The organism is Marinobacter sp. es.042 (genome assembly GCF_900188315.1).
Taxonomy (GTDB): Bacteria; Pseudomonadota; Gammaproteobacteria; order Pseudomonadales; family Oleiphilaceae; genus Marinobacter.
On sequence record NZ_LT897781.1, the window covers coordinates 3,346,226 to 3,370,723 of the forward strand.

Sequence of the window (24,498 nt, forward strand, 5' to 3'; positions counted from 1 at the left end):
AATACCTCAGTGGTGATGTTCATGTTCATTGGAGCCTTTGTCGTCGGAACCGGAGAGCCAGAACCACCAGACGATGGCAGCCATCAGGGCAAATCCTCCGGCATTGACCAGCAGGGTTTCCATCAGTTCCGCTCCTTTTGCTGTTTCGGATCACTGTGCCCGTCGCCTTGTTCCGGCCGGTGGCTGGTTCGGAACAGCCTCAAACGGTTGGCGTTGGAGACCACGGTGACCGATGACAATGACATCGCGGCGCCAGCCAGAATGGGGCTCATCAGTATTCCCCAGACCGGGTAGAGCAGGCCGGCGGCCACCGGAATGCCCATGGTGTTGTATACGAACGCACCGAACAGGTTCTGGTGAATGTTTTTCACGGTGGCCCGGGAGATCTCGATGGCATCGGGCACGCCGTGTAGCGAACCACGCATCAGTGTGATGCCGGCGCTCTCAATGGCAACATCCGTTCCGGTGCCAATGGCAAAGCCGACGTCCGCCGCCGCCAGGGCCGGGGCGTCGTTGATTCCATCGCCGACCATAGCAACAACGTGCCCTTTGCCGCGCATTTCGCTGACCACCCCGGCCTTGTCCTCCGGGAGGACTTCTGCTCGATAGTCATCGATACCAGCCTTTTTTGCGATGGCTTTCGCGGTGGCGTCGACATCGCCGGTGACCATCATCACCTTGATGCCAGCTTGGTGGAGTCGCTGGATAGCGGCCTTGGAGTCCGGTTTGATCGCATCGGCTACCCCAATGACGCCGACGGCCTCGTTGCCCAATGCCAGGAACAGGGGCGTGCCGGCCTCCTCAGTTATTGCGCGGGCGGCCTCAGCCAAGCTGTCCAGTCCAATGCCCTGGTTTTCCAGCCAGCGGCGATTGCCCAGACGCAGGGACTCACCGTCGAGTTTACCTAGCACCCCTTTGCCGTTCAGGGCTTCAAAATCGGTCACTTTCTCGGGCTCAACGTTTTTCTCTTTGGCCTTCTCCAGAACGGCCTCGGCCAGGGGATGCTCGGAGTGTTGTTCCAGCCCGGCCGCCAGGGCCAGCAGCCGCTGCTCATCTCCGTCGATGGCATGAACGCGGGTGACAGCAGGATGGCCTTCGGTGATGGTGCCGGTTTTATCCAGTATGACCAGATCCAGCTTGCCGGCGGTTTGCAGGGCATCGCCCTGACGAATCAGTGCGCCGTACTCCGCAGCCTTGCCAACCCCGACCATCACCGACATCGGGGTCGCCAGGCCCAGGGCACAGGGGCAGGCGATAATCAGCACCGTGGTGGCTGCCACCATCATGTGAACCACGGCCGGTTCCGGCCCAACGTTGTACCAGACCAGCGCCGCGACTACCGCAATCAGCATCACGGTGGGCACGAACACCGATGAAATCCTGTCGGCAAGCCGACCGATGGCGGGCTTGGAGCCCTGGGCTTTCTTCACCAGCTTGATGATCTGCGCCAGCGCGGTTTCACTGCCTACCCGGGTGGCCTCATAGATAATTGAACCATGGGTATTCAGGGTGCCGGCAGAAACCTCATCGCCTTCGGACTTGCTCACCGGCATGGGCTCACCCGTGAGCATGCTCTCATCAATGCGGGTGGAGCCTTCGGCGATGACACCATCGACCGGCAATTTTTCTCCCGGCCGTACCCGAATATGGTCGCCCTTGCGAACCTCCTCGACCGGAAGATCCTGCTCTTCACCATCGCGAATCACTCGCGCGGTTTTCGCCCGCAGGTCAAGCAACCGGCGCACCGCTTCTGACGTTTTGCCTTTGGCCCGAAGCTCCAGCGCTTGCCCCAGGTTGATCAGGCCGATGATCATCGCCGAGGCCTCAAAGTAGACATGGCGAGCCATTTCCGGGAGAGCACCGGGAATACTCGCCACGACAATGGAATAGAGCCAGGCGGTACCGGTACCCAGGGCAATCAGGGTGTCCATGTTGGCGTTATGGTGACGGAATGCCTTCCACGCACCTGTGTAGAAGTGGCGTCCGGTAGCGATCATTACCCCAAGAGTGAGAATGCCCAGGTTCAGCCAGGTGAGCTGATTGGCATCCGTCACCATCATGGTGTCGAAACCCATGCCGTAGACCATCAGGCCAAGACCCAGGCTCAGACTCACCGCCATTTTTACCAGCAGTGACTTGTACTGCTTCCGGTCTTCCTCCTGCTTGCGATCGTCTGCTTCGTCCGCGTCCTCGATCACGCTGGCGCCATAACCGGAACTTTCAACCGCCTTCACCAGGGCCTCGGGATCGGCATCACCCGTGGCAGTGGCGGTATTGTCTGCCAGGTTCATATGCGCATGGCTGATCCCGGAAACCGACATCAGAGCCTTTTCAATCGTATTGACACAAGAGGCACAGGTCGCACCTGTCACCGAAAGATGAATTTGCTCATCCGCTCCGGTTGTCGCTTCAGAGCTGGCAGGTGCCGAACGTTCACCGGTTGCCCGGTCTTCGGCGCTGTCGTTGGAGTTGCCCTTATCCTGATGAGCTGGAGGACAGCAACTGCCCGGCGTGGCGTCTTCTACAAAAGGCTCAGCCGGGTAACCAGTCTCGGTAACAATACGCGCGGCCTCAGAGGCATCCACTCCCTCCGGCAAGGCCACGGTCTGTTTTTCCAGATCGACTTCAACCAGCCCAGTATCGCCGGTCAACGGCTCCAGGGCGTTACGAATCTTCTTCGCACAGCCCTGGCACGAAGCTCCGGAAATGCTGAGGGTTGTTTGTAAAACAGGTGTATCAGTCATCCAGAATCACCCCTCGTTCTGTTCGTTTGCCCCGCAACAGGGCGCCGGATCATCCCAGTGTTCGATCAACCGGCAGATGGTGTGTCCATCCGGCGTGCCATCCGGCATGTCCTGCCAGGCCGCCAGCGCAGAGGTCATCCGCTTGCGAAGCTGCTGCAGCTCCCGAATCTCCCGCTCAACTTCTGCCAGCCGGTGTTGAAACACATCCCGAACCATCGGACACGGCGAATGATGGTCGTCCGCCTGATCCAGAATCTGCCGAATTTCAGGCAAGGAAAATCCCAGCTGACGGGCCTTACGGGCAAAGCGAAGCCGTCGAAGATCCTCGGTATCGTATTGCTGGTAGTTGTTGTCCGGGTTACGGGTTGGTTTGAGCAGTTCTTCCCGGGTGTAAAAACGCACCGTATCCGGATTAACACCAGCGGCGTCTGCAATCTCTTTTACTTTCATCGTCTTGTGCTCAACTTGCCAAAGATCATGGCGTCAGGAACCACAGACTGAAGTCCGCACGGCAAACTCCAAACCAATAAGAATAGACTAAAACCTGTGAGCAACTCACAGGTCAAAGGGTTTTTTCGAGGGAGGAATCCGGGAAGGCCTATTAATCCTGGGAACGCAAAAACGTACCGCAGGTCTTGCATTGATCCGGCGCCATCAGCTTTGCCTGCCAGCCAATCTTGTGGCCACAGGCCGGGCACGCCAGCTTAAGCTGCAGAACTATGATCGGCGTGATCAGGGCGGCGATCAGAACACCCAGGGGGCCCCAGCTTTCACCGCTGGACAAGCCCAGCTGGCTGCTGAACACCAGAATGATGGTCAGCGCCACAAAGGCAAAAATAAAATAGTTCCGGTTCCAGCGTTCCCACTGGCGAATCTTGTCGTCCTGTTCCGGTGTCAGGTATTGCGCAGCCATAGAATCTCACCTGGAGGATTTACCCGTATCTTGGGGACGGCCGGGGGGAATTACAATCCGGAATCGGCGGTGATACCTGCCACCAGAACGCCGGAGGCCAGCGCCTTCTCAAGGTCATCGACAGGGATCGGCCGGCTGATCAGGTAACCCTGGGCAAAGTTGCAGCGTTGGTTCTTCAGGAAGCTCAGTTGCTCCTCGGTTTCCACGCCCTCGGCAACCACCTGAATACCCAGATTATGCGCCAGATTGATTACCGCCCGGGTAATGACGGCATCGTCGTGGCGTTCGGTGACCTCCGTGATGAACGAGCGGTCGATCTTCAGCAGATCGACCGGGAAATCCCGCAGGTAGCCGAGAGACGAATAACCGACACCAAAGTCATCAATCGCCAGGTTCACTCCCAACTGATGCAGACGGGAGAGCTGATTGCGATTGTGCTCGATATTCTGGATGAAGATCTCCTCGGTCAGCTCAACCTCCAGACGATCCGCCGGGACATTCTCTGCGGCCAGCGCTTCCCGGATATGATCCACCAGATCCTCATCGTCCAGCTCCCGGCCGGAGAGATTGACCGCAATGCGCAGGCCATCCTGTGGCGACCCTTTCCATGCTGCCAGCTGCCGACAGGCGGCCATCACTACCCAGCGCCCGATATCGGTGATCCGGCCGCTCTCCTCGGCCAGGGGAATGAATTCCACGGGAGGCAGCAGCCCCCGGCGGGGATGGCGCCAGCGTATCAGTGCTTCAACACTCTGGATTTCACCGGTGTCCAGATTCAACTGAGGCTGGTAGAAGAGCACGAATTCGTTGTTGGCCAGGGCCTGGCTCAGATCTTTGTCCAGCTCCAGGCGCATGACCTCCCGTTCCTGCATGCCTTCGGTATAGAACTGGTAGGTATTCCGGCCCTGCTCCTTGGCGCGATACAGGGCAATGTCGGCATTGCGCAACAGCGTATCTGCGTCCAGACCGCTCTGGGGATACACCGCCACGCCCATGGTGCCGGTAATGCTGTGGGACTGGCCCTGAACCTCGTAGGGCTGGTCAAAGCACTGTTTGATCTGGCCCAGCAGGTGAATGATGTCGTCAATGTCGTCTACCTGCTGCTGGCAGAACATGAACTCATCGCCTCCGGAGTAGGCCACCAGCAGCCGTTCGTTACTCAAACGGTTGAGCCGCTCGGACACCTTGATCAGCAGCTCATCCCCGAACTGGTGGCCAAGCGAGTCATTCAGCGTCTGGAACCGGTCGAGGTCCAACATAACCAGGGCAACCTGGCGCATCTGGCGATCCGCAATGTTCAGGGTGTGAGACAGGTCTTCCATGAAGAACCGACGGTTGGCCAGACCAGTGAGGGTGTCGGTGGATTCCAGCCGCGCCAAATCCTTCTGGATCGCGGTGCGCTGTTCCATTTCCTGATCCAGTTCCCGACGGGTCTTCAGCAAGGCTTGATTGCGTTTCAGAATCAGCTGTACCAGTAACGTGGTCAGGCTGGTGAGAAGGCCCATCAACAGGAACGTGGTAAAGGTCAGGGCCGGCCAGTCGCTGTATTGGTTATCCACCCACTCGACAGACGGGCGAAGTGTCAGGGTCCAGTCCAGCGTTGGCAGATTGACGGACTGGCGTTGCGAAAACTCGCTGCTGACCGGCTGTGACACGTTCAGTTCATAGCTCACTTCGCCGGCTTCGCGGATCTCGATCCGGAACGATTCCAGGACCCGTTCGGTGAGGAGTTGGCGGGCCAGTACTTCCATCCTGAACACGCCGGCCATGAAACCATTGTTTTCAGGGCCTGCTCCCACGGGCGCATAGATCACCATGCCCTTGCCGCCCTGGCGCAAATTGATGACACCGGAAAGATCCCAGGTGCCGGACTGCTTCGCCAGCTCCAGCGCCTGGCGTCGTTCCTCGTTGAAGGCAACGTTGTATCCGATGACCTCCTCGTTATCGGTGAATGGCTCCAGCCAGCGAATAACGAAATCAGAGTCAATCCATTCAATGGCCTGGTAAACCCCGAAATCGTCCAGATAGTTGCGGGCGTCCTGGCGCCACTCCTGTTCGGTGATGTCCGGGGCTGTCTCGAGTCTTTCAGCCATGCGCCGGATTGCTTCGGCATGGATCAGAAATTCCCGCGCGAGGTGGTTGGCCATGGCCCGGGCTTCGTTGGCCAGGTTCGCTTCTATCTGACGTTTGTCCTGCTGCACCAGGCCGTAGCGCAGGCCGGCTGCCAGACCCAGGAAAACCAGGAATATCACCACCGGAAACAGCGGGCTCAGCAGGCCCGAGACAACAGTTTTTTGGGGTGATACAGGTTGTTCCACAGGGCTTTCCAGTCTTCCGTTGATGTCAGCTGATTATGTCAGACCTGACAGACCGGTTACAGAAGAGTGGAGAAAGTGTGACTCAGTGCCTGATTTAGATCAGGTTTCAGGGATGCTCAGAAACCCTGCGGATACCCAGCCGGGGAATTTCCTGCTTGGGGCAACGGTCCATCACCACTGTCAGTCCCGAGGCTTCGGCTCGCGCCGCACCTTCATGGTTGATGACGCCAATCTGGAGCCAGACCACGGGGATTTTCAGATCGATGGCCTGGTCGATAATCGCATCTGTGCGCTCCGGCGCCAGGAACAGGTCAACCATGTCCACCGGTTCGGGAAGGCTTCGGAGGTCGGCGTATACCGTTTCACCGAGCACGGTCTGACCGGCCAGGCGGGGATTGACCGGTAGGATTCGGTAGCCCTGGGACTGCAGGTACTCCATGACCTCATGGGAAGGCCGGCTGGTCTTTTCACTCGCGCCGACAAGGGCGATGGTCCTGACAGTGGTCAGGATGTCACGCAACTGTTCCGGGCTGGTACTGGGCATGATGCTGGCGAAACCTCGCTGGATTAACGGTGTGCCTGCAGACAGACAGACACGGACTCCGCGTAGCGTAGCGCGTGAGGCTTGTCGATTTCCACCTCGGCCCACTGTACCGCCTCATGCTCCATGACGATGGTCAGGACCTCGTGGGTCAGACGCTCGAGCAGGGCGAAGCGATTGCCATCCACATGGTGAATGATCTGCTTGGTGATGGTTCGATAGTTGAGGGCGGCGGAGATTTCATTCTGGTTCACGGCTTCCGTCGCATCATAAGTTAGCGCAACGTTGATCAACACGTCCTGCTGATTATTGATTTCTTCTTCCTTGATGCCTATGTAGGCCCTGAGAAGAAGATCCTTGATGCGGACTTTTGCCAGGTGATTCCCGTTGACGTCTGTCATGCGCCCTCCCTCGGGTCAGATAGTTCAGCGATTGTTACTGATCAGCGTCAGAAACTCTGTGCGGGTCGCCTGGGATTTGCGGAACTGCCCCAGCATCATCGAGGTTTTCATGCGGGAATTCTGTTTCTCCACGCCCCGCATCATCATGCACATGTGCTGGGCTTCGATGACAACGGCCACGCCTTTGGCGCCCGTGACGCTCTCAACGGCCTCGGCAATCTGTCGGGTCAGGTTTTCCTGAATCTGCAGACGGCGGGCGTACATGTCGACGATGCGGGCAAACTTGGACAGGCCTAGTACCTTGCCGGCGGGCAGGTAGGCAATGTGGCACTTGCCGATGAACGGCAACATATGGTGCTCACACATGCTGTAGAGTTCGATATCCTGAACCACGACCATTTCATCCATGGCCGATTCGAATACCGCATTGTTGACCAGGTCGCCAAGGTCCTGCTGGTACCCGCACGTGAGGAACTGCATGGCCTTGGCCGCGCGCATTGGAGTGTCTTGCAGACCCTCGCGATCCGGGTCTTCGCCCAGGCCATCGATGATGGCACGGAAGTGCCCTGAGAGGTCGTCAAGGAGTTTACTCATAGTCTTTTCCGGTTAGCAGTGTCTTACGAGGGCCAAAGCTTAAGGCAATTTGCCCGCCATCTCTACGCTTTACGCAGGCATCGCCGGAAAAGACCACTTTGGCCGCCATGCCCAGTGGTATAGGCAGTGGGGCTATGGCAGTGGCGGCCGGTTTGTTCTAAAGTTTCAGGCTATCAATGTTCTTCGGGGACAATGCATGGATGAGGTGATGCCGACCGTTGGTGGGGTTTCCGCCGCGGGGCGCGAGGAAGGCACCCTAGAAGGGTGGCAACATGGAGGTAAGTGGTTCAGTTTCGAGGGACATGCCATCTTCAGCCGGATGGCAGGCTCGGGAGAACCGCTGGTGCTGATTCATGGATTTCCCACTGCCAGCTGGGACTGGAATCGACTCTGGCCGATGCTGATTCAGCAGCACAACGTGCTGGCCCTGGACATGCTGGGCTTTGGCTTTTCCGATAAACCCGCCGATTACGATTACAGCATTGAAGACCAGGCGGATCTGTTTCAAGGCTGGATTGAGGGCTTGGGTCTGCCGTCCGTGCACCTGCTGGTTCATGACTACGGGTGCAGTGTTGCCCAGGAGCTTCTGGCGAGGGAGCAAGAGGACCTGCTGCCATTCCGGATTGCGAGTGTCTGTTTCCTCAACGGCGCCCTTTTCCCCGAGGTCCACAATCCCCTGCTTATTCAGAAGCTGCTGGGGAGCCCCTTTGGCGGGCTGATCAGCCGGGGCCTGACCCGACGCAGTTTCGAGCGAAACTTCCGCCGGTTATTCGGAACCCAGAATCCGCCTGATCGACAGGATATGGAGGACTTCTGGCACCTGCTGACCTACAACAACGGCCGGGGCATCCTGCATCATCTGATCCAGTTCATGGAAGAACGCCGCTGCCACCGCAACCGGTGGGTTGGCGCGCTACAGAAGGCAACGCAGCCGATGCGATTGATTTCGGGTACCGCCGATCCGGTCTCGGGTGCCGGCATGGTCAGACGCTACAGGGAACTGATGCCCGATGGTGATGTGGTCACCCTCAGGAATATCGGGCACTACCCCCATCTGGAGTGCCCCTGGGAGGTTTTCAGTGCCTATCGGGAGTTTCGCAAGCGCTGCGAGGGATAGCTCCCGGGGCGGGCTTTCCTCAGCCCGATGCGGAATCGGGCATATCCTCGGCACCCCTGCCTACAACCGGTAGCGGCCGGGCCGCGTTGACGACCTGGTTGCGACCCCGGGATTTTGCTTCGTAAAGCGCCTGGTCCGCCCGGTTCAGCCAGACTGACCAGGTCTCACCCTTGCTGACCTCGGCGACACTGGCACTGGCGGTTACCTTGATATCTTCCAGGAATGGCCGTGCGCTGATGCTGGTCAAAAGCTGATTCGCCAGCACATCGGCATCTTTCTGGCGGGTTTCCGGCAGCACGATCATGAACTCCTCACCACCAATCCGGAACAGCTGATCGCTCTCGCGCAGACGGGATCTCAGGCGCAGTGCCATTTCCGTGAGCACCTTGTCGCCGGCCAGATGTCCCCATTGATCGTTGATCGTCTTGAAGTAGTCAAGGTCCAGCAGAATCAGACTGGAGACCCGCTCATACCGCTCCCGCATCTGAATCTGGCTGTTTAGGATGTCAGCCAGTTGCGAGCGGTTCAGACAGCCGGTCAGGGGATCGGTGGTTGCCAGTCGCGTGAGTTCCTGCTGAAGCTTGCCCACCAGCCAGGCGAAAATCATGGCAAACAGGCACGTGAGACCGAGCGAAAAGGTTATCCGCCAGAAGTCGGCCTCGGGAAATCGTAAAAAGGACACGACGGCCATAACAACAACGAAAACAATGTTGCTTCCAATCGCCTCCCTGAGCGGTAGTAAAAAGAACAGGGCAGTGGCCGCCGGGTAGGCCCAGTAGAGGCCGGCATGGCCATTGATGTGTGTCGAGTAGGCGGCACTGACCACAGCGAGCAGGGGAAACAGACGGCCTTTGAGGAAGTAGGTTCCGCGTAGCCGAAGAAAGGCAATGACTAGGATAGCGTTCGCACAGAACAGGACCAGCATTGCCGACAGCAGAAAGTGGTGCTGCTGCCATTGCACGACGACCAGAGGCGCTACTGCGACAAATGCCCAGAAATGCAGGTGATAGACCAACTGGCGCTTGAACCCCAGCACCGCGAGTGTCGGGTTGGTGGCAAGGGTGGAGGGTGGTACCGAAAAATTCACAGCATACTCCCGCTGTTTGAGTCGTATCCGCCCGCGTCCGGTGCCGGGACAGTCTTGAAGTCTAGCATGGCCGTTCATTTAATGAAGCAGATAGCGCCGTTTATGACCACCATTAGTTTTGTTCAGTTGGCCGCGCCTTGTCCACTTCGTTAAACTCCGCGGGACTGATTCAGGGACACGCCCAGGGACCATCCTATGACTGCTATTCACATCCGAGAACCGGCTCTGACGATCCGGGCAGGCCGGCGCGCGATGCAGCGCCTCAGGGAAAAGCCGCTGTCGCCCGAGGACGTGCATGTCATTCCGGGTGCTGCCGGTGGCCCCAAGGCTCTGGGAATAAGTGGCCTGGACAAAGCCATTTTCGGTGACTGGTTGCCAAGGGTTCCGCAGGAGCGATCATTGATCGGCTCGTCGATCGGCAGCTGGCGTTTTGCCGCCGTGGCTTCCTCCGATGACCCAAAAGCCCAGCTCGCCCGGCTGGCGGAACTTTATACCGCACAACGCTTTGCCAAGGGTGTCAGCGCTGCGGAAGTGAGCCGCAAGAGCGTGCTGTTTCTGGAAGAGCTGCTCGGTGGGCGGGAAGACGCCATTCTGAACCACCCATGGTACCGATTGAACGTGGTGGTGGTTCGCAGTCTTGGCAGGTTGGCGGAGGATGCGCGAGGGCGGTTGGGGCTTGGCCTGATGAGCGCCATCAGCGCCAATATGGTCAGTCGCCGGCATCTGGGCCGGTTCATGGAGCGGGGCATAATCCACGACGCCCGTCTCAAGGCGCCCGTGTCAAAGCTGGTGGATTTTCCGAGCCATGAGGTTGCGCTGACCCGCGAGAACCTGTTGCCCGCTCTCCTGGCTTCTGCGTCTATCCCCCTAGTGATGTCCGGTGTTCGCAATATTCCCGGCGCCCCGGAAGGCGTCTATCGCGACGGCGGTCTTCTCGACTATCATCTGGATCTGCCATACCAGCAGCCGGGCGTGGTGCTATACCCACACTTTACGGATAAGGTGGTCCCCGGCTGGTTTGACAAGTCGTTGCCCTGGCGGCGGGGCGACGCCACCCGTTTGCAGGATGTCCTGCTGGTTGCACCGTCAAAAGCCTATCTGGAATCCCTGCCTGACCGAAAACTCCCGGATCGGAAGGACTTCGAGCGCTATGTCGGAGATGACGCCGGCCGTGAACGGGCCTGGCGATCGGCCATTGCCGAAAGTGATCGCCTGGGTGATGAGTTTATGGAGCTGATCGAAACCGGGCATCTGGCGGATATCGTCAGGCCCCTCTGAACGATGTGTTTCTGTAGGAGTGTCTATACTGGTTCAGTAAAGTCATGACTTGGGGAGCAGATTATGTCGGATGAAAAACCGGTGGTCGCCAGCAAGACACCTTTCTCTGTGATGGTTGAGGCGGGCAAGAACTACTTCTGGTGTGCCTGTGGCCGCAGTGGCAGCCAGCCATTCTGCGACGGTTCCCACAAGGAGACAGGGATAACCCCGATTAAATACGAGGCGGAGAAGAAAGAGTGGGTGTGGTTCTGCGGGTGCAAGCAAACCGGTAATGCCCCTCTCTGCGACGGTAGTCACAAAGCGCTCGAGTAGAGCGCCATTCGCTGCAGGGTGCTTACCCTGAAGCCCGAGAGGCCGTGAACCGGGTCTTTCAGCGCCCGAACCCTGAGTACTACTGGAATCTCCGTCTCCTGGTCACGATGGACCAGGGAAAGATCAACGCGTTCAATGGAACTGTCACTGCGGGCGGCCGCCAGGGCTCGCCGGAAATTGTCCCGGGACGCCGGTGCAACAAGTTCCTCCAGGGGCTGGTTGACCAGATCGGCGGGTGCCTGGTCCAGAAGTTCGGCGATTTGCGGTGAAACAAAACCGATCCTGCCTTTTTCGTCCAGTTCCCATATGACCGCTCCGGACAGAGCCACCAGATCCCGGCTGCGCTGCTCACTATCGTTCAGTGCTCGCCGAAGTATCGATTTTTCTGTCTGAAAGTTGGCGATCTGATGGTCAGCACCAATTTCTCGCTGCTCCAGACCACGAATGTGTAGTGTTTGCCGGTGGAGCCGCCGGTTCAGCACCAGGGTGAGGGCGGCCGCGAACACCGACAGGGCTGCACCGGCGATCCAGACGGTTCGTCGAGAGGCTTGGGCGACCGCTTCAAGTCCCTCTGGAGACGGTACGGTTGTGAGTATCCAGTTCTGATCCATTGGCGAAACTTCGGTACGCAGCGCCCGTGTCGGGTCCACCGAACCGTTGGTGCCCAGTTCCAGCAGCGGCATCTTGGTATGTCGTTCGAGGGTGTCGATGCGCAGTCCGAGAGAATCCGGCAGGGTGTCACTGAACAAGGCCTGGAGCCAGGCCGACACGGGTTGGTTGTGGTCGCCCACCATCGACTGGTCCGGAACGTTGGCCAGCAGATGATTCACCAGGGCCTGATGCTGGGCGTGATATCGCGCTTCGGCAAGCGCCATGGCCCGACGCGCTTCAATGTTTGCAGTAATTCCGGTTACCAGCAGGCCGGCTGCGACCAGGATCAGGGGAATCCAGATTCCTGGCCATAAGACCGGTCTGCGGAAACGGGCAGAAGTCGAGCTTTCCATGCCGTGCGTCCTTTGCGGCTGGGTCTGTACCCTCAGAACAGACCGACGTTACTCCTATACTCTAGTCCAGCTCGAGAAGAGAGGGAAATGCTCAGGTCCGGACTTTGCCAGCTGCGCCGTAGACCAGCAGGAATACGGCAAAAGCCGTGACAACGACGGAAGGGCCGGCCGGTGTGTCCAGGTGCCAGGACAGGCTCAGACCGCCGCTCACCGCCACAAACCCGAACCCGATGGCCATGGCCGCCATGATTTCCGGATTGTGGGCCAGGCGCCTGGCGGTTGCCGCAGGAATGATCAGCAGTGCGGTAATCAGCAGCACGCCGACGATTTTCATGGCTACCGCGATGACCAGTGAGAACATCAGCATCAGAACCAGGCGAAGCCGCTCTACGGCAACACCCTCCACCCGGGCGAGTTCTTCGTGAATCGTGCTCATCAGCAACCCCTGCCAGAGCACGGCAAGGAGGATAATGATCAGTGCCGCGCCGCCGTAGATCCACAGCAGGTCTTCACGGCTCATGGCCAGCAGATCCCCGAACAGAAGGCCGGTCAGATCGACGCGGACATCCGGCATGAAGCTCAGGGTTACCAGCCCTATGGCCAGGGCGCTGTGGGCCAGTATGCCCAGCAGGGTATCGGTTGCCAGAGTCCGGGTCCGTGACAGGAGTACCAGTGCCATGGCCAGCACCACACAGGTGATGATCACACCGAGGTTCAGCGGTACGCTGATCAGGAAGCTCAGGGCGATGCCGAGCAAGGCCGAGTGCGCCAGGGTATCGCCAAAATAGGCCAATCGTCGCCAGACCACGAAACAGCCCAATGGCCCGGCTACCAGGGCCACGCCGAGTCCGCCGATCAGGGCGCGCCAGAAAAAATCGTCCAGAATCGCGTCAATGATGGGCATGGTCACACTCCGTGTGTCTGCCCTCGACAACATTCCCGTGCAGATCGTGGCTGTGGTTGTGGTGATGGTGATAGACCGCGAGAGACTCTGCCACCGGGCGACCGAATGTTTCGATGAAAGCCGGGTCGTGGGAGATGTCCTCGGGATAACCGCTGCAGCAGACATGCTGGTTCAGGCAGATAACCTTGTCGGTTGCTGCCATGACCAGGTGCAAGTCGTGGGAGATCATGATAACACCGCAGTTCAGGTCATCCCTTAACTGACGTATCAGATCATACAATGACGCCTGGCCATTGATGTCGACGCCCTGGGCGGGCTCATCAAGGACCAGGAGGTCCGGTTTGCGGGCCAGGGCCCGGGCAAGCAACAGCCTCTGCTTCTCTCCCCCGGAGAGGTGGTGCACGGAGGCATGCAGCAGGTGTCCGACGCCGGTGCGGGCAAGGGCAGACTCACATTCCGCGAGAGACCGGCCGCTGAGCAGCATGAACCGTTTGACGCTCAGAGGCAGTGTGGCCTCCAGCGTCAGATGCTGCGGGACGTACCCGATCACCAGGTTCTTTTTCAGGGACACCTTACCCTCAGATACTTTCTGGATGCCAAGTACGGCCTTGATCAGTGTCGTCTTGCCTGCCCCGTTTGGACCAATGATGGTGATGATGTCGCCACGGTGAATCTTCAGGTTGACCTGATCAACCACGGGGCGTTCGTCAAACCGGACAGTGAGGTTCTCCAGGTTGACCAGAGGATCAGTCATGGCCCGGCTCCGACTGGCATCGGGGGCAAAGGCCGGCAATTTCAAGCGTCGTGGTCTCGGCCCGGAAGCCTTCGCCGGATGCGGCTTTGCGAACCTCTGTTGACACCTCTGGTGCGGTCAGTTCGAGCACATTGCCGCAGGCGCGACAGATCAGAAACATGCCGGTGTGGCTTTCACCCGCGTGGGTACAACCGATAAAGGCGTTGAGCGACGCGATGCGGTGCACAAGCCCATGCTGCTGAAGGAAATCCAGTGCGCGGTAAACGGTGGGCGGCGCAGCGTTATGACCATCGGAGGACAGTTCCGCGAGCACATCATAGGCACCCAGGGGCTTATGGGACTGCCAGATCAGTTCCAGAACCCGTTCCCGGATGGGGGTCAGCCGGGCATTCTGCCGCTGGCAAATGGTCCTGGCGTCAGTCAGGGCCTGACTGACACAGGCATCGTGGTTGTGAGGCCGGTAGGGAATAGCACGGGCAGACATGGTCGAAATCCTGCAAAATTTGAAACATTATAACATTTGCAGGGCTGTCTGCCATGTCCGGCAGTGGCACGGTTCAGTGTCGGGACTTTACGACCAGGGATTCCAGAAATTCCAGATTCGGGATCCAGGCATGCTCACCTTCAACCTCGACCTGCATCAGATCCGCCGGCCCTGGTTCACCCTCCAGCTTCCTGACCTGGTCTTCCGCCAAACGGGCCTGGCTGGGAATGCCCTGGGTAACCAGTGCCATAAACGGAACTTCGTTGTGGTGATCGCCGATGGTGTTGAGGACCACGATGCGGCCCCGATTATCGCCCGGAACGGTTAGGGCGCCGCCGTTGGCCGCGTCGTATGAAATCACCGGAAGTTGCAGGCCCCGCCAGTCAAGGTAGCCAACCAGCCATTCCGGCGTGTTCGCGCCGGCATCAGCGCTGGCATAGTCGACCACTTCCGCAATCGAGACGTTGGGCAGCAACAGTTGCCGTCCGCTCATGGGAATCATGACGCAGGAGAGGGATTGGCTGTTGTCATTCATTGCGTGTTACCTCAGGCGGAGTCCCGTTTCTGCCGGCTCTTGAGCAGGCAGGATTCTTCGATGGTTTTTACCAGTTCCCGTGCCAGCTGCTCCGGGGTGCCACAGAAACCACTGCAACCGGTGGCGGCGACGGATTCGGGCATAGAGCTGTTGCCGCAGCTTGTGCTCTCCTGGACCCAGATCCGGCTACCGTAGGCTTTCAGTAAAGGCGCTGCAATAGCGCCATCATTACCCATGCCGGAAAAAAGAATAGCATGGCAGCGCTGGCCGTAATGATCCGCGACGTTAAGCAGGACCTGATCAATGGAAGGGCCATAGGGCCCCGGCCAGGCATTGCTGGTTTCGGTGAGGGCTCCCTGCTCGTTCAGCTTCCATTCGTGCTCCACCGGCATCAGCACCACATCACCATTCTTGACCCGATAGCCTTCTTCGGCTCGCTTGAGCTGGTAATGGGCGTGGCGACCCAGTACCCGCGTAAGAACCTCTGTGAAGTTCCCATCTATGTGCTGGGCGTAGATGAAGCCCACGGGCAGATTCGGCGGCAGGTGGTCCAGAAACGTCTTAACCGCCGCCGGCCCTCCCAGTGAAGCGCCCAGAATCCAGACTTCCTCGGCCACCGAACCGGGTACGGCAGGCGTTATCCAGTGAGGCAGGCCCGGCGATGGTGCTGGTGCCGGCGTTTCCTGCTCCAGTTCTGCCAGAGTGGCTTCTGAGTCCAGCTCTTCCAGGTGCCCCAGTTGCTGCTCAAGTTTGCCCAGTAAACGTCGTTCCCAGCGAAAATACTCGGTACTTCCCGGTTTGGGTGCTTCATCCAATCCGAACAGTACCGGTGCGTCGGTATTTTCAAGCAGGTGATCGAACAGCAATGGGTGATCGGCCTCGTCTTCGAGGGTAACCAGCCAGAGGCTGGCATCCGGGAACTCCGGGTAGCCCAGCAAACGCTCGGGATCCCCGGCAAAACGCACCTCCAGACCGAACTTGGATGTTGCGGCCTGCAGTCGGTGTCGCTGCAGAACCACATCCGAGACGATCCCGACCCGTGGCCGGCCAGTCTGGCCGGCCATCACTGACGTCCGGTCAGCCGCTCAATAGTCTCAAGCAACTCGGTTTCCTGGAACGGCTTGCCGAGGTACTCGTTCACACCAATGGCCAGCGCGCGTTCGCGGTGTTTCTCGCCGGTCCGTGAGGTGATCATGCAGATCGGGGTTTCCCGCAGGTTGTCGTCGTGGCGCACAAAGCTCGCAACCTCGAAACCATCCATCCGCGGCATTTCGATATCCAGCAGGATGATGTCCGGTTTGTGATCCTGCAGCTGTGCGACCGCGTCCAGGCCGTCTTTGGCAGTGATGACCTCCATGCCGTTACGCTCCAGCAGTCGTGAGGTAACCTTCCGTACGGTAACCGAGTCGTCCACCACCATGACCACGGTAGCCTGCTCCTCGTACCGTGCAGACTCGCGGGCTTTCTCGAGATTGGCCAGGCGCTGGCGCTCGGACAGGATGTCGGAACGGATCATCGCAGGCAGGTCGAGAATCACCACCACGTTGCCGTCACCCAGGATGGTGGCACCGGACACACCGCGCACCGAACTGAATTGCGGACCAAGGGATTTAACAACGATCTCCCGGCTGCCCATCAGGTTGTCCACCTGCAGGGCCATGGGCTGCTCGGCGCCGCGCACCAGGATCACCGGCAGCGGCAGGGCCTGTCCCTGCAACTTCGGATGGTGATCGCTGTTCAGCAGGCTGCCCAGATACTGGAGCCGGTATTCCTGGCCGGCGTATTCGTACATCGGCGCGTCCGGCTTGTAGTATTCCTCAAGCTCGTAGGTGCTGACCCGGACAATACCCTCGATGGTGTTCAGCGGGATCGCGTAGAAATCCTCGCCGGTGGACACCATCAGCGCCCGGTTGACGGAAACCGTGAACGGCAGGCGAACCGTGAAGGTGGTTCCGCGGCCAACGGCGGAATCGATGTCCAGGCTGCCACCGAGCTGTTTGATCTCGCTGGCAACCACGTCCATGCCCACGCCGCGGCCGGAAATCTGGGTTACTTGTTGGGCGGTAGAGAAGCCGGGCTGCAGGATAAACTGCAGGATTTCCCGCTCGGACAGATCCTCGTCTTCCCGCAGCATGCCCTGACGGATCGCCTTGTCGCGAATGACCGAAGAGGGAATGCCGGCGCCATCGTCGATCATCCTCAGGACAACGTCGCCGCCTTCGCGGGTCAGTGACAGTGTGACTTCGCCAGTCTCCGGCTTGCCGGCTTGCTTACGGTCCGCCGGGCTTTCGATGCCGTGGTCCAGGGCGTTCCGGAGCATGTGTTCCAGGGGTGCGATCATGCGCTCCAGGATGCTCCTGTCCATTTCGCCTTCGGCGTTGCGGACATCAAAGTCGACTTTCTTGCCCAGTTCGCCGCTGATCTGGCGAACGATGCGCCGCAGACGCGGCACCATGGAGGCGAACGGAATCATCCGGGTCTTCATCAGACCCTCCTGGAGTTCCGTGTTGATCCGGGACTGCTGCACAAGCAGGGTTTCGGTGTCCCGTACCCGGTCAGACAGGGTTTCCCGCAGGTCTGCAAGGTCCGAAGAGGACTCGGTCAGAGCGCGGGACAGCTGCTGAATGGAGGAGTAACGGTCCATCTCCAGCGGGTCGAAGTCGTCGCCGTAATCCGGCCCGTGCTCTTTCTCGGCACTGAACAGTATCTGGGCTTCAGTCTCGATTTCCATCCGGCGCAGCTGCTCACGCAGACGCTCGATGGTGGCGGCCATTTCCTCCAGGGTATGGCCAAAATCACTGGTCTGCTGCTCAAGCCGGCCACGGGTAATACTGGTTTCACCCGCCAGGTTGACCAGCTCATCCAGCAGCGGTGCGGACACCCGAATGGTCTCCTGGGCCGCCCGCTGAGCCTCGGCCGCCTGTTTGCGAACCTTGGCCGGCGATTTTCCGGGCTTGGGTGCCGGTGCTACCGGTTTTTCTGCCTTGGCGGGAGGCGTCGGCTCTTCAGGCTTTTTCGGTTCCGGCGCGGCCGGGGCTGGCGCAGGCTGTTCGGCCTTTGCCGAAGGCACACCCATGCCGGACTCATAGCCCTTACGGATGTCGGCAACCAGGGCGATGATGGCGTCGTGATCTTCGGTAATGGCCTGCCACTGGGACTCATCCGGGGCATTGCCGCCAAGGTCGATCAGACGGGTCTCAAAGGCGTGGGCCTTGTCACCAAGTTGTGTGAGTTGGGACAGACGGGCACCGCCCTTGAGAGTATGCAATGCCCGCTGGGCTTCCTGGTTGAAGGTGTGGTTTGCCGGTTCCTTGCGCCAGTCATCGAGCAGCTGCTCCAACTGGTCCATGATTTCACCGGCTTCCTCCAGGAAGATTTCCAGTACTTCCGGATCGATCGCTTCCTGTTGGGACTCTTCTCGGGGAGCAGCGGTCTCTTCGGCGGCCACTTCGTGGGCCACCCGGAAGTCCTCAATCAGGTCCGCATCCGGCTCGGGCTTGCTGCCCTGTTCCAGGCTGTTGAGCATGGTCTTCAGGCTGCCCAATGCCCGGTCGCTGAGCTTCAGCAACGTCTTCTGGTTATTGGACCCGGAGATGAGGGGATCCAGAGCGTCGGACCAGGCTTCTGCCAGGTTGGCAATCGGATCGACGTCAGAAAGCCGTGCACCACCCTTGAGGGTATGCAGTTCCTGCTGCAGCTGGGTCAGTCCGGTCAGTTCTTCCGGTTCCTCGCGCCACTGGTCAAGACACTCACTGATGGCGCCATAGATTTCCAGGCCTTCGTCCAGGAAGATGCCGATCAGGTCATCATCGCTGGCCTGTGTCAGAGTCTCGCTGAGGTCGGGGGCTTCTGCTGACTCCTCGGACGGCGCCGACTCACCCCGAAGGATAGACTGGACGCGAGCGACCAGCTCCTCCGCCGGCGGGCAAGGCTTCTGCGTCGCCACCTGCTCGACCATTTGCGCCAGCCGGTCATGGCAGGCGAACAAGAGGTCGTTCATGGCGTCGCTGGCTTCCAGCTGACCCTCCGCAATCTTTTCAAACAGGTCTTCGAGCACGTGGGTCAGGTCGCCAATGGGCTCAACGCCAGCCATCCGGGCGCCACCCTTGAGCGTGTGGACATCCCGTTGCAGTTCCGCGGCAATGCTCCGGTCCGACGGGTCTTCGGTCCAGGTGTGCAGAGCGCTGCCGGTAGAGTTGATCAGGTCGTAGGCTTCTTCCAGGAAGATGCCGACCAGCTCCGGATCCAGATGCGAGAGATCGGCAACGCCGTCTTCCGCCTCGCCGGTTTCCGCGGTTTCTGAATCGGAATCGACGGGTTCCTCGACCTCCGGGAGGGGGGCCTGCTCTTCGTCGTTGAAATCCGGTTCCGCTTCTTCTTCAGGGCTCGCAACATTGGTGACCGGGCGTGTTCCGGTGGCGCTGTCCATGTACGCCTGGATTTCGCCAATCAGATCCGGCGCAGGGCGAGGCGGCTCCTTGGCTTCCAGGTTCTCGACCATGCCCGCAAGCCGATCGTGGCAGCGGAACAGCAGATCCGAGAGCTCATCATTGATCGATAGCCGCTGCTCGGTCAGTCCCTCAAACAGGTTTTCCAGCTCGTGGGAGAGATCGCCCACGGCAGGAATGTCGGCCAGGCGTGCACCACCCTTGAGGGTATGCAGATCCCGCTGCAGCAACCGAAGGATATCCAGGTTTCCGGTATTTTCGCTCCAACTCTGCAGCGCGTCAGCGGTGCTGTCGATGAGGTCGCGGGCCTCTTCCAGGAAGATCTCCGCAAGCTCCTCGTCCATGTCATCATCGGATTCGGACATTTCCGGCAGCGGCGGTTGTTCGGCCGCCGCTGGTTCTTCATTTGCCGGTACGTCGGTTTCATCCATCTCAAAGCTGAGATCGATTTCTTCGAGCTCACCGGTGAATTCCTGCTCGAAGGCGTCGGGTTCCTGGTTTTCTGTGCTCGGGGCCCGTTTCAGGTTTTCGAGCGCGGTAACCATGTCGTCGCTGGATTCCGTGGCAAGCCCGGCAGCCACCTGATCCATCATGTTGATCAGCTGTTCGTGAGCTGCCCGAACGGTCTCGAAAAAGGCTTCGTCCGGCGCTTCATCGTGTCTGGCGGCTTCGTCGTAGGTGTCTTTCAACGCGCTTGAGAGCGCGGCAACGTCGCTGAGCCCGGCTTCGGAGGCGCCGGAGGTCAACTGCTCCAGCTCGGAACGTAACGGGTTCAACGACTCCATCTCGCCGGGGTTTTCTGCCCAGTGGTCGAGAATCCGGTCAGCATCCAGAACAATGTCGAGGCCCTCGTTCAGGAACAGCTGAACTAGCCGTGACGGAGCCTGCTGCGGATGTTCGCGCGGGGCCTCCTCGCTGTGGCCGCGGAGTGTCTCTTCTGTCAGTTGGTCCAGCTTCTCGAGGAAGGCTTCGGTGCCCGGCAGCGAGGCCTGTGGATTTTCACGGATCTGGGCCAGGCCCTGGGTCAGGAAATCGCAGGCGGATTCGATCAGCGAAAGCACGTCACGGTTGGCCCGCTTGTTCTGTGCCCGGGATTCCTTGACGAAGCGTTCCAGTGGTGTGATCACAGCAGCAATGGGTGCAATGCCGGCGGTATGGGCGCTGCCTTTTAGGGTATGCAGGGCCCGGGAAAGATCATCGGTGTAGGTAACCGTGGTCTTGTCTCCGGCTGCTGACAGGAAATCCTTCAGCGTCTGCAGGTGGGTCTCGGTTTCACTTTCAAAAATATCGAGCAGTACCGGGTCGACCGCATCCTCTTCAGCCGTCTCGACCTCTGCGCCTGCAGTCGTGGTTTCCCCTTCGGCTACGGCTTCGGAGCCGTCCGATTCGGCCTCCGGCATCGTGCTGGCATCGGGAATCTCCCCGTTTGCCAGAGCGTTGGCGCGGGCTTCCAGGTTGGAGGTATCGACGGACGCCGAACGGCGCTTCTCGAAATCTTCGACCAGGGCCGGCAGGTTGGCGGTGACATCTCCCAGAAGACTGGCGATGTCATCGTTCATGAATATGCTGCCGTCGATAACGCGGTTCAGCATATTTTCCACGGACCAGGCCAGTTCACCAACAACCAGTGCGCCGACCATACGGCCACTGCCTTTCAGCGTGTGGAAGGCACGGCGAACTTCGGACAGGGCGCTGCGGTCATCGTGCTGACGCAGAAGCATCGGCAGGTATTCGCGAATGGTGTCCAGCACCTCACCGGCTTCTTCGACGAATATTTCGAGTATTTCATCGTCAATCAGGTCGTCGTCAACAGCGGACTCATCCGACACGGCCTCAGCTGAGGCTTCTTCATCGATGGATGCCGGGATTTCGTGCTCTTCTTCTCCCTGGTCGGCGACTGTGTGTTCGACCTCGGGAGTTTCCGGCTCCGCCACAGCATCGTCGTCGGTGCGACGGGTGGTTGCCATGGCCTCGGCCCGGTTTGTGAGCTCCTCCACGTCGCCTGCGGTCTGGCCGTCCTTGAATTCACGGATCAGTGATGGAATCCGTGCATTGACCTCGTCCACCAGGGAAAACATGTCTTCGGTGGGGCGAATGGTCTGATCGATCACCCGGTTCAGCAGGTTTTCCACAGACCATGCCAATTCGCCGATACTGGTCGCGCCCACAAGTCGTCCGCTGCCCTTGAGCGTATGGAAAGCACGACGAACTTCGGTCAGAGCCTCACGGTCGTCGTGATTCTGGCGCAGACGCGGATAGAATTCATGAATGGTCTCGAGAACCTCTTCGGCTTCCTCAACGAAAATGCCGAGAATCTCGTCGTCCAGGAGCTCCGAATCCGAGCTTTTGGCTTCTTCCGGGGCGGTCGAAACGCTGGCTTCATCCTGCTCGTAAGACGGTTCAGCGACGGGCTCTTCCTGGGCCTTGGTTTCCGTCCAGGTGGGCTCAGCCCCGACCGGGAAGCCGAGGGAAGCGAGACTGTCCTCGGCAACCCGCAGAATCGAATCGTTTTCACCAATCCCTTCAGCGAGGCGCTCCAGGTAATACTCGATGCTGGTAACCGCATCGGCCAGGATGTCGAGCTGCTTCCAGTCAGGAACCTGCTTGCCGTCCAGTAGCACATCGCTGATGTAGCGCTCTGCCGAGGCCAGCATGCTTGCAACCCGGTCCAGCGGGATCAGGCTGATGCCGCCGCGAATGCTGTGCAGCAGGCCGGGGACATGCTCGATTTCCCGGGTATCCCATTGCGAGGCAATGAAATTGACGATGGCGGATTTCACCTGCTCCAGAGTGTTCCGTGATTCCCGCAGCAACGCGCCGCTGGCCTCGCCCAGTTCCCGGGAGCCAAGGTTAATCGGTGTATCGGAGGTTTCGTCAGCGGACGACTCCTGCTGACCTTCGCTGTCCAGACCGGCGAGACTGGCTTCGACGTAAAGCAGTGCGCCGGCGATATCCATCAGCGTCCCATCGTCAACCAGCTCGGCCTGGGCGCTGAGTTTTTCAACCAGTTCGACCTGCTCGGTGATCACTTTCCGCGGTATGCCCAGACCCAGCACGGCCAGGGTATTGGCCACTTGGCGCAGACCCGGCAACAGGTCGTCAAGCTCACTGTTCTGGCGGAGCTCTGAGCGGACAAACAGATCCAGCTGATCCTTCAGTTTCGCCAGCTCTTCATTGAGCGCGCCGACAACGGAATGGATGGCGTCCCGGCCGGGGCCGGAGACACGCGTTCGGGCGGCATCAACATCGTCTTCTGACGGCAGTGCCTGGTTCAACTGGTAGGCCTCCCGCAGGGCACTGACCTGGGGTGAATCCAGATCCCGCGCACGGGCAACGTAGTAGAGCAGGTGTTTAAGCAGCGCTTCCGGTGCCGGTTGCTGAAGGATATCGGCGTGCTCATCGGTCAGTCGGCGTATTTCACTGTCCAGCTCCCTGAGCAGGGATTTCACCGCCGCATTCACCGGGTTTACGTGTGCCTGAAGTGTTTCCACAAACGCACTGGCCGCTTTCCAGAGCTCGCCCCGGGGCGTTTTCTGGCATAAACGGACCAACCGTTGAATAACCTTCTGCATGTACTCGAAATGAGCATCGAGATCCGCTTCCCGGATAACACCGGCCAGCGCGAACTGGTACATCTGGCGCAGTTTGCGGATGTGGCCCAGGACCGTGGGGTCCTGCAGGCGCTGGGAGACCTTCCCGGACACGGTCATTCGCGAGGGGGCCAGGTCTGGCTTGAACAAAGAGGTATCAGACAGCAGGGATTCGCCACGGGCGGCCCGGAGGTCGTTAAGCAGTGGCAGCAGCACCATCGGGAAATCGTCCTGGCTGCTGGCCAGATGCTCGAGGTACTGGGGCAACTGCAGGATGGCCTGCATCAGGACTTCAACGGCTTCGTCGGTATTGGCAACGGTTTCGTTGAGTACGGCCTGAGTGAGCTTTTCCATCTCCTCGGTGAGCAGGGCTGCACCGTAGAGCTCGACCATTTGCAGGGTGCCATGTACCTGATGGAGATAATTCAGGCAGAAGCGCAGGCGCGCGGTGTCGTCACGATTCTCGACATACGCTTCCAGTGCATGCTGACCCTGGGTCAGCGTGTCCTGTATCTCTCCCCGAACCCAGTCGAGGGCGATGCTGTCATGGTGATTGCCCATAACCACTCCGGTTATTCTTCGTCAGTCTGGCGTTTGATCCACGCCAGCACATGTTCCGAGGGGACTCTCTGTAACCCTGGAGGCTGCCAGTCGGTCAGCTCTCCCTGGCCCAGTACCAGCAACCCCCCGGGCGCCAGCCGCTCTGCAAGTCGCTTGACAATTTCCCGCCGGCGCCAGCGGCGGAAATAAATCAGCAGATTCTGGCAGAAGATAATGTTCATCCCGTGCATGGGTGCTTTATCCAGGTCCAGAACATTCAGTCTGGTAAAGCACACCCTGTCGCGGATGCTGTTCACGATTTCTACGGTGTTCCGCTCGGCCGGGCGGAAATACCGTGCTTTCATTTTCTCGTCCATTCCCAGCAGTTTGCGGGGATTGAACTGACCGTTCCGGGCCTTCTCGATCACCGGCTTGCTGATATCAGAGCCGGTGACACCGAACAGAGGCTGCAATGCCAGCTGCTCCATGCATTCATTCAGCACCATGGCCAGGGTGTAGGGCTCTTCCCCGGTGGAACATCCGACACTCCAGGCCTCTAGTGGGCGCTTTTTCAGCTGTTCCCGCGGCCGTGTCAGGACATAGTCGGATACCAGCCGGAAAGCGTCGGGATCCCGGAAGAAACGGGTTTCCTGGACAGTGAGCCGGTCCACCAGCGTTGACCATTCCCTGATCGCATCCGGCCCGGATACGATCTTTTCGTAATAGGCCTGATAGCTGCTGCAGCCGATTTCCCGCATCCGGATGCCAAGGTTCGTTTCCAGAAACGAACGGCGCTCGGACGACAGGGTGATCCCGGTTCGGTGTTCCAGCAGGGTTTGCCACTGGCTGAACTGCGCCTCGTCCATATCCGGGAGTCGACGCAGTGACCAGATGCCCTCGGCAGGTGACAGGTTGTTATGCATTTGCGCCATAA

At 59.4% G+C, this 24,498-nt stretch carries 19 protein-coding genes; 3 read left to right on the top strand and 16 right to left on the bottom strand.

What is annotated here, in order from left to right; all coding sequences use genetic code 11:
- Positions 1–122: 122 nt before the first annotated feature.
- From CFB02_RS15475 to folE, 7 genes are all read right to left on the bottom strand, one after another.
- Positions 123–2,744, bottom strand: coding sequence for a heavy metal translocating P-type ATPase (locus CFB02_RS15475; protein WP_088558713.1), 2,622 nt, complete (start codon positions 2,742–2,744; stop codon positions 123–125).
- Positions 2,745–2,750: 6 nt separating this feature from the next.
- The gene (locus CFB02_RS15480) at positions 2,751–3,194 is read right to left on the bottom strand and encodes a MerR family transcriptional regulator (protein ID WP_088558714.1); all 444 of its coding nucleotides are present in this window, start codon (positions 3,192–3,194) and stop codon (positions 2,751–2,753) included.
- A 151-nt stretch (positions 3,195–3,345) separates the two neighbouring features.
- Complete coding sequence (locus tag CFB02_RS15485) at positions 3,346–3,657, bottom strand: hypothetical protein (RefSeq protein ID WP_088558715.1); 312 nt, start codon at positions 3,655–3,657, stop codon at positions 3,346–3,348.
- 50 nt (positions 3,658–3,707) lie between these two features.
- On the bottom strand, positions 3,708–5,975 hold the full coding sequence (locus tag CFB02_RS15490; protein WP_227519248.1) for an EAL domain-containing protein: 2,268 nt from the start codon (positions 5,973–5,975) through the stop codon (positions 3,708–3,710).
- Between the two features lie 106 nt (positions 5,976–6,081).
- A complete protein-coding gene (locus tag CFB02_RS15495; protein ID WP_088558716.1) occupies positions 6,082–6,519 on the bottom strand; it encodes a CoA-binding protein in 438 nt (145 codons plus the stop codon).
- Between the two features lie 23 nt (positions 6,520–6,542).
- Positions 6,543–6,917, bottom strand: a complete 375-nt coding sequence (gene folX, locus CFB02_RS15500; RefSeq protein WP_008172757.1) for a dihydroneopterin triphosphate 2'-epimerase — start codon at positions 6,915–6,917, stop codon at positions 6,543–6,545.
- Positions 6,918–6,941: 24 nt separating this feature from the next.
- Complete coding sequence (gene folE, locus CFB02_RS15505) at positions 6,942–7,511, bottom strand: GTP cyclohydrolase I FolE (RefSeq protein ID WP_008172758.1); 570 nt, start codon at positions 7,509–7,511, stop codon at positions 6,942–6,944.
- Positions 7,512–7,707: 196 nt separating this feature from the next.
- Here folE and CFB02_RS15510 point away from each other — a divergent pair, with 196 nt between their 5' ends.
- Positions 7,708–8,628, top strand: coding sequence for an alpha/beta fold hydrolase (locus CFB02_RS15510; protein WP_088558717.1), 921 nt, complete (start codon positions 7,708–7,710; stop codon positions 8,626–8,628).
- A 19-nt stretch (positions 8,629–8,647) separates the two neighbouring features.
- Here CFB02_RS15510 and CFB02_RS15515 read toward each other — a convergent pair whose 3' ends face one another.
- On the bottom strand, positions 8,648–9,715 hold the full coding sequence (locus CFB02_RS15515; RefSeq protein WP_088558718.1) for a sensor domain-containing diguanylate cyclase: 1,068 nt from the start codon (positions 9,713–9,715) through the stop codon (positions 8,648–8,650).
- 195 nt (positions 9,716–9,910) lie between these two features.
- On the opposite strand from CFB02_RS15515, the gene CFB02_RS15520 reads away from it, so the two are divergent.
- On the top strand, positions 9,911–10,993 hold the full coding sequence (locus tag CFB02_RS15520) for a patatin-like phospholipase family protein (RefSeq protein ID WP_088558719.1): 1,083 nt from the start codon (positions 9,911–9,913) through the stop codon (positions 10,991–10,993).
- Positions 10,994–11,056: 63 nt separating this feature from the next.
- On the top strand, positions 11,057–11,305 hold the full coding sequence (locus CFB02_RS15525) for a CDGSH iron-sulfur domain-containing protein (protein ID WP_088558720.1): 249 nt from the start codon (positions 11,057–11,059) through the stop codon (positions 11,303–11,305).
- On the opposite strand, the gene CFB02_RS15530 is transcribed toward CFB02_RS15525, so the two are convergent.
- From CFB02_RS15530 to CFB02_RS15565, 8 genes are all read right to left on the bottom strand, one after another.
- Positions 11,287–12,309 carry a PAS domain-containing protein gene (locus CFB02_RS15530; RefSeq protein WP_088558721.1) on the bottom strand — a complete coding sequence of 341 codons (1,023 nt, stop codon included), beginning with the start codon at positions 12,307–12,309 and terminating at the stop codon, positions 11,287–11,289. The genes CFB02_RS15525 and CFB02_RS15530 overlap by 19 nt on opposite strands.
- Before the next feature lie 91 nt (positions 12,310–12,400).
- Positions 12,401–13,213 (bottom strand): metal ABC transporter permease, encoded by an 813-nt coding sequence (locus tag CFB02_RS15535; protein ID WP_088558722.1) that lies wholly within the window; start codon positions 13,211–13,213, stop codon positions 12,401–12,403.
- Complete coding sequence (znuC, locus tag CFB02_RS15540; RefSeq protein WP_088558723.1) at positions 13,200–13,967, bottom strand: zinc ABC transporter ATP-binding protein ZnuC; 768 nt, start codon at positions 13,965–13,967, stop codon at positions 13,200–13,202. Before znuC ends, CFB02_RS15535 begins: the two co-directional genes overlap by 14 nt.
- Entirely contained in the window at positions 13,960–14,451 is a 492-nt protein-coding gene (locus CFB02_RS15545) for a Fur family transcriptional regulator (protein ID WP_014578678.1), read from the bottom strand. Before CFB02_RS15545 ends, znuC begins: the two co-directional genes overlap by 8 nt.
- 73 nt (positions 14,452–14,524) lie before the next feature.
- Positions 14,525–14,986, bottom strand: a complete 462-nt coding sequence (locus CFB02_RS15550) for a chemotaxis protein CheW (protein ID WP_088558724.1) — start codon at positions 14,984–14,986, stop codon at positions 14,525–14,527.
- Between the two features lie 11 nt (positions 14,987–14,997).
- Positions 14,998–16,050 carry a chemotaxis protein CheB gene (locus CFB02_RS15555; RefSeq protein ID WP_088558725.1) on the bottom strand — a complete coding sequence of 351 codons (1,053 nt, stop codon included), beginning with the start codon at positions 16,048–16,050 and terminating at the stop codon, positions 14,998–15,000.
- Positions 16,050–23,585, bottom strand: coding sequence for an Hpt domain-containing protein (locus tag CFB02_RS15560; protein WP_088558726.1), 7,536 nt, complete (start codon positions 23,583–23,585; stop codon positions 16,050–16,052). The genes CFB02_RS15555 and CFB02_RS15560 overlap by 1 nt, the downstream gene beginning before the upstream one ends.
- Before the next feature lie 11 nt (positions 23,586–23,596).
- Complete coding sequence (locus CFB02_RS15565; RefSeq protein ID WP_088558727.1) at positions 23,597–24,496, bottom strand: CheR family methyltransferase; 900 nt, start codon at positions 24,494–24,496, stop codon at positions 23,597–23,599.
- Positions 24,497–24,498 lie beyond the last annotated feature (2 nt).